Genomic DNA, 622 nt, shown 5'->3' with positions numbered 1-622 from the left:
GCATTACATGCTTCACGAAAGAGGTTGCCAAAACTTTCTTTGACAAGCTTATTTCCACCTTTACCACAAATGAATGTTTGATCACCTATGGGACCAATTTTAAGGGTTTCCTCTAGTTCTGGTAAAATAGGAAGAAAAACATCTGTTTTAAATTGGCTCTTTTCTGTTTTGAGATAAATGATATTATCTTTGACGTCTTTCCAGCCGATACGAACGGCATCACCACGACGCAAGCCTGTATAAAGAAGAACATCAATCCAGACGCGTTCATGTGTACCATGTGACCAATGGTGATAATATTTGTCTATGTCCTCTTCTAGCCATGGCAGTAATCCTCCACTGTTTAAAGATTTTGGTGCTTTTATATTAAAGGCAGGATTTCTATTTAAAAGGGCATTATCAACCGCCCAATTAAAGAGATCGTTTAAAGAGGTCAAAAAATATTTTGCTGCTGCGAGAGTAGCTCGCCTTCTGTCTACGGCGTCAAGGATGTGGTGTTTTTCTATGCTTTTATGTGCACGATCAGCAATATTTTTAGAAACATTGTTCAGAATTCTATACTTAATTTTTTAGTAGTTTCTAATTGATTATGCCATTGCATGCTTTGTAAATACTGATGCAA

1 pseudogene is annotated in these 622 nt (G+C 36.8%); it reads right to left on the bottom strand.

Annotated features, from left to right (window positions below):
• Positions 1 to 622 (bottom strand): annotated as a pseudogene (locus ACFIMA_RS09925) (integrase); the annotation flags it as partial.

Source organism: Bartonella sp. AP88HLJMH (genome assembly GCF_042195605.1).
Lineage (GTDB): Bacteria > Pseudomonadota > Alphaproteobacteria > Rhizobiales > Rhizobiaceae > Bartonella.
Note: the sequence above shows the minus strand (reverse complement) of the source record. Positions and strands in the feature narration are given on the sequence as shown.